Raw genomic sequence first — 5,249 nt, 5'->3', positions numbered from 1 at the left:
ATCGCCTGACTGTCGTAAATCGCATCCTCAAGGGCCTCATCAGCCAGGCCGTACCACTGCTGCAAGAAGTAGATTCGCAGCATGCGTGCCAGTGGAGTCGGTGGACGGCCACGCTTGCCGGCAGCGTCTGGGTAATACGAGGGCGACAGGGCATCCAGCAGGCGCTGCCAGGGCACCAGCACATTCATCTCAGCCAGGAAGCGTTCCCGGCGGGTAACCTTTTTCTTGTTCTGATGCTCGGCTTGGGCGAAGGTAATCTGCTTCATCTGATTGCTTGGCTGAGGTAGTGGCAGTGTCTGGTGATTATACTCGGGGCTGCGTAATCAGGCAGATGGTTGATTTGTGCAGCGTTTCCCTAGAATTCCCAGACGACTATAAGTCTTATGGAAACTCTATTTATAAGGCCTTGTTCCACATGTTGGAACTACACGTTTGGGAGTACGGTGGTGGCGAAGTTGAAGCGGAAGAGGCACAGCGGCTTGCTAAAAGATTGGGCTTCCCGCTCTTGTCAGAACTTTCGGCCATGCTGGCTGACCCCTTGTGTTCTCAAGAGAGAATTGATCGATACTTGGGAGAAATCGTTTAACAAGTCGGTCAACCGGACGCCAAAAGCGTACCGCTTTTGGTTCCCTCCGCTGGCGCTCCGGCGCCGGTTACCTTAGCGTTAGGGCTGTCTATTCAGAGTGGTATTGCGATCATATGGCTAATACTTGGATTGTTAATCTTCAGCATTACCTGAACCAAGATGGATCCATCGGGATAGAATCCAGTTCTGGTCGACGTTTGGCAGGGCACTTTGCGGCGATCGTACAAGAGGCCAGCGGCGACATTGACGGAGAAGGACGTTTCCCAAAGGTGCGATGCCGCAGGAAACCCGGTAGAAAACCGTGTGCCGGTGAGATTGAGAGCTATATTGATCCGGAAGATGATGCAATTGTGTGGCGTTGTCCGGTATGTGGAGACAACGGAGCTATAGGCGGTTGGGCGGGCACACTGTGGGATCTCTCAGAAGTTGCCACGAGACATTGAGTACGAAGCCCTAACAAGGCGCATCAATACGCGGCCGATGGCCGCCGGACGCCCTTTTCATTGCGGCTTCGCCTCCATTACAAGGGCGCCGTTGTGCGCTGGCGTTATGTTTCCGGCAGCGCCAAGATCAAACCTAGGTGATCAACGAACGGAATGAAGTCTCGATCAATAAATAGCAGTGGCATTCGTCGTTCGATGCAGAAAGTCGCAATAATGACGTCAGTGGTTTTGCGGATGGTGATTCCTTTTTTACGGAGCGCACGATAATTTTCAGCACATTTTTCAGGCATACCTTCGCCAAACAATTCAAGCCTGCCCAAGGTCATCAGTGTCTGCTTGGTCAGGCGATATTCGCTGTCATTCCGGATGCCTTGAAGAATTTCCAGGAAAATCAAATCACCCATGGCGACGGTACCCGCGACAATTCCCGCATCCAGGGCATCCGTATGCGGGCTCTGGACGCCGTTAAGGTAGTCGATCCAGACACTGGTATCGACCAGAATCACTTACCGCCTCGCATCTCTTCCAGGTCACCTTCCCATTTCACTCGGCCGCGCAGTTTGCGAATTTCCTGTTGCTGGCTTCGTAAGACAAGCAGTTTAAGTCCTTGTTCTACAGCTTCTTTTTTAGTGCTGTACCCGGATGCTTTGAGGGCCGCCTCCATCAGGTTGTCGTCTATTACTATGTTGGTTCTCATAAATCACCTAGCTGTGTGTATGAATGGAGTATATGTACACACTCTAGCATGGGTTAAAAAACATAACAATCCGCAGCAATCGCTCCCTTTGGTCGCTGGGACAGCCAAAACGCTGCGCTTATTTGGCGGCCCTTGTGCGGGGCGTTATATGCAAGCCAAATATTCACAAGGCCATTAAATTGATTGAAGAATACAAGAAAATTGCCAGCATCGTTATTCCATACACGCTGTTATGCGCATTTTTGAATTTATTTTTTTACTGGTCAGCTTTTCAGATCCAACCATTCGAATACATATCCCTAAGCGAGGCAATCTCGCATGCAGTTCCATTCCTAACTTTCTCAGCATTCCTCCTCATGCCAGCAATATTTATTGAGTACATAAGGCCTAGCAAGTACGCGAATAATCCAGGAGGCGAAGATGCCCCCAGATATATCAAGCTACTCGTTAGCATTCCGCTAGCCATTAACCTAGCAATAATTTTGCTCGCTGCTGCAAATATTAACTTTTGGACCCCAGCCCTTATAGGGATGATAGCTGGAATACTACCTGGTGCCGTCAGCCTTAGTCACACAAAGCCACTAACGGATAACTTCAACGCAGCGTCATCCAGATTCTTTGTTTGTGTTGTAATTTGTTGCCTTCCAGCCATATCTATAACCGAAGCAACTATCGCAAGAACTGCGGCAATAAGTGAAAGTACACGGCTATATATATTTGGCTCAGACCTCGCTGATGGGTTAGAATCGCCTACCACAAAGTTGACTTATATCGGCCGCCTAGCAGATTACGTATTTCTTATCAGAGATAACGAAGAAACAATAGTTCAATACCGAATTTCTGATCTTAAAAGGCTTGAGCTAAGAATTGGTGATAGTGAATAGCATATAACAAGTGCATAAAGTTCGCTCCGGCCCGTTGGGCCTCCACCGGACGGCCTTGTCAGGCCGCCGCTTATGTAAACGTTATGCGATTTCACAGCCTTGAATTCTGGGAAGATGCCCCAATGCTATTAGGGCACCGTTTTTGGTGTGTATCTAACCGGAGGTCCTGCCATGAGTGAAAACACATGCAGTCTCAAGGTGGTTAAAGACGGCAAAAGGCTTCATGGAACTGCTGCAATCCTTCATATGACAAGCCGCGAAGGTGGTTTTGACAAATGGTTAAAGGGTTACACAGAGAAGGTTGCGCAAAGTGCTGCTGAAACTGCTATTCGAGACCTGATGCAAGAACAACAGAAGCCGAAGCTGAAAGTTGTTTAAGCGGGAACGCCCACCGAAAGGTGGGTGTTTTCTTCATGCAGCGCATAACAATCGCAGGCACAGGGACAAAATTTCCGCTGCGCTACAATTTTGCCCGTGCTGCGGGCGTTAGGCACAGCTCAAGCCAAGTTACGACCTTGTAACACGGTCAAATTTTGATTCTAGGAAAAATAATGATAGATGACATCAAGCTATATGCGCACTGTCAATGGCCATTAATTTTGACCAACTTTTGGCCAATAAAATTGACCCACTTGGGTACCGCTAACCGCCAGTTTTCTGCTTCAGCCGATAGCTCTCACCTCCCAGCATAAAGATGTGTGAATGGTGGATAACGCGGTCGATGATGGGTACGGCCACGTTGTCGTCATGGAAGAACTCGCCCCAGCTGGTGAAGTCCTTGTTGGTGGTCAGGATGACCGAGCGGTACTCGTACAGGTTGTTGATCAGCTGGAACAGGTTGTACCGGGCTTGGCGTGTCATCGGCAGATAGCCAAGCTCGTCGATGATCAGCACGTCGTATTTGCTCAGCTGATTCAGCCGTTTCTTCAGCTCGCCCTTCATCTCTGCCAGTTCCAGATCCTCGACCAGTGCTAGGGCGGTGCGGAACAGCACCTTGTAGCCCGCCTGGACCGCTTTGTGGCCAATCCCAATGGCCAGGTGGGTCTTGCCCACGCCCGGTGGTCCGATGAACACCAGGTTGTCGCGGTTATCGATAAAGCTGAAGTCCAGCAAGGCGCTGACCTGCCGCTTGGTGATGGTGGTCTGGTGCCGGTAATCGAAGGCCTCCAGATGTTTCTCCGAGGGGAACTGCGCCTGTCTGAGGTTGCGGTTCACGCGGCTGCTGGAGCGAGCGTTAAGCTCATGCTCGACCAGTGATTGGGCGAAGTTAAGGTAGGACAGTTCATTGGCTTCGGCCTTGGCCAGCAGGGTGGCCAGCTCACCGGCGGTCGCGCTGAGGCGCAGGCTTCGGTATTGCGCGATGGTGCTGTCGAGCAGGCTCATAGGGTCACCCCGTGGCCAGTCGGCTGGCCAATGCGGGCATAAGCGTTCAGGTCAGCATGACTGACCCGGCTACCTGCCTCTGGCGCATAGTCGTGGTCACTGATGATCCGGCCACGCGCCTTGGCTTGCTGCCAGGCTTCGAGATAGCGCTTGAGTCCAGTGGCAGTCAGTTCACTGCGCTCGCACAGCTCACCAAGCAACACGGTATCAACCGGCGCATGGACCATGAGCAGGTCCCGTGCAGCGACCAGCTGGTCCTTGTAGATACGTGGCGAAGTACGCTTGAGCAGTTGGCACAGGGTTGCACCCAGGTCATCGGGCAAGATCGCATCGATACCGCGCTCCAGGTCGGTGATGCGCTGGGCATGGTCTCGGTAATGGTTGTTGTTCTTGACCATCCGGCCCTTGGCCTTGCACAGGTCGTGGGTGGCGATGAGCTCACCGCTCTCCAGGTCATGGATCAGCAACTGGTCGTCCTGTGAGCTGACACCCACACGGGCTTGCTGCCACGCCATGGGTACCGAGTACTTGTTGGCTTGCCATGAGATCAAGCCGGTCTTGTCGACCTTGCGGGTCTCGACTGCCTGCGCCACGTGCAGCAGGCTATGTGGGACCAGATAGGGCTTGAGCTGGATACGCTCCAGCGCCTCGAAATGCGCTCGTGGATGCTGTCCCGTCGTGCCGTGCAAGCGTGCATTGGCCACCGTCTCAAGCCAGTCATGCAAGTGCTGCCGAACGGCATCCTCATCCTGGAAGTGCTCGCCGTAAAAGCAGTCGCGCTTGACGTACTTGACCCCGGCCTCCACCTTGCCCTTGCTCTCCGGGTCATAACCCTCGCACGCGTGGATGCGGTACCCGACGGTAGTCGCATACTGGTGGAAGCGCTGGTTCAGCGTCAGCTCACGGTACTGCTCGTTGATCACCACCATCTTGGTCTGATCGTAAATGCACTCCTCGGTGACGCCGCCGAAGTAGCGGAAAGCCTCGTCGTGCATCTGAATAAACCGCTCGGTGTCCAACGGGCGGAAGTCGAGCCCGACGTACATCAGCCGGGAACAGGACAGCACAAACACCACAAAGTGAACGACACGCTCCAGGCCGCCAATCATGACGCCCCGCAGCTCACCGGGATCGACCTGACACTGGACGCCCGGCACCGACTCAACAACCGGTTCGTAGTAGCGCAACTGACCGCTGGCAACCTGCTGCTTGAGTGCTTGCACATACCGGCGGATGCTCCGGTCTGACACCGCCAG

At 53.1% G+C, this 5,249-nt stretch carries 7 protein-coding genes; 2 read left to right on the top strand and 5 right to left on the bottom strand.

All coding sequences use genetic code 11. From position 1 onward, the window contains the following. From BMZ23_RS14570 to BMZ23_RS14555, 3 genes are all read right to left on the bottom strand, one after another. The coding region (locus tag BMZ23_RS14570; protein ID WP_143069621.1) for a transposase at positions 1-266 on the bottom strand (266 nt) is incomplete at its 3' end. Between the two features lie 867 nt (positions 267-1,133). Next, positions 1,134-1,535, bottom strand: coding sequence for a type II toxin-antitoxin system VapC family toxin (gene vapC / locus BMZ23_RS14560; protein WP_093479024.1), 402 nt, complete (start codon positions 1,533-1,535; stop codon positions 1,134-1,136). Continuing rightward, positions 1,532-1,726, bottom strand: coding sequence for a type II toxin-antitoxin system VapB family antitoxin (locus BMZ23_RS14555; RefSeq protein ID WP_093479021.1), 195 nt, complete (start codon positions 1,724-1,726; stop codon positions 1,532-1,534). The genes vapC and BMZ23_RS14555 overlap by 4 nt, the downstream gene beginning before the upstream one ends. A 179-nt stretch (positions 1,727-1,905) precedes the next feature. Here BMZ23_RS14555 and BMZ23_RS14905 point away from each other — a divergent pair, with 179 nt between their 5' ends. Both BMZ23_RS14905 and BMZ23_RS14550 read left to right on the top strand, forming a co-directional pair. Further along, a complete protein-coding gene (locus BMZ23_RS14905; protein ID WP_143069620.1) occupies positions 1,906-2,610 on the top strand; it encodes a hypothetical protein in 705 nt (234 codons plus the stop codon). Between the two features lie 171 nt (positions 2,611-2,781). Beyond that, positions 2,782-2,988 (top strand): hypothetical protein, encoded by a 207-nt coding sequence (locus tag BMZ23_RS14550; protein ID WP_093479018.1) that lies wholly within the window; start codon positions 2,782-2,784, stop codon positions 2,986-2,988. A gap of 264 nt (positions 2,989-3,252) precedes the next feature. Here BMZ23_RS14550 and istB read toward each other — a convergent pair whose 3' ends face one another. Together istB and istA are read right to left on the bottom strand one after the other, a co-directional pair. Further along, a complete protein-coding gene (gene istB / locus BMZ23_RS14545; protein WP_093479015.1) occupies positions 3,253-3,993 on the bottom strand; it encodes an IS21-like element helper ATPase IstB in 741 nt (246 codons plus the stop codon). Then, a partial coding sequence (gene istA, locus BMZ23_RS14540; protein ID WP_093479012.1) for an IS21 family transposase occupies positions 3,990-5,249 on the bottom strand: 1,260 nt, incomplete at its 5' end. The genes istA and istB, both read right to left, overlap by 4 nt.

It is taken from the genome of Halopseudomonas yangmingensis, from assembly GCF_900114825.1.
GTDB lineage: Bacteria > Pseudomonadota > Gammaproteobacteria > Pseudomonadales > Pseudomonadaceae > Halopseudomonas > Halopseudomonas yangmingensis.
Note: the sequence above shows the minus strand (reverse complement) of the source record. Positions and strands in the feature narration are given on the sequence as shown.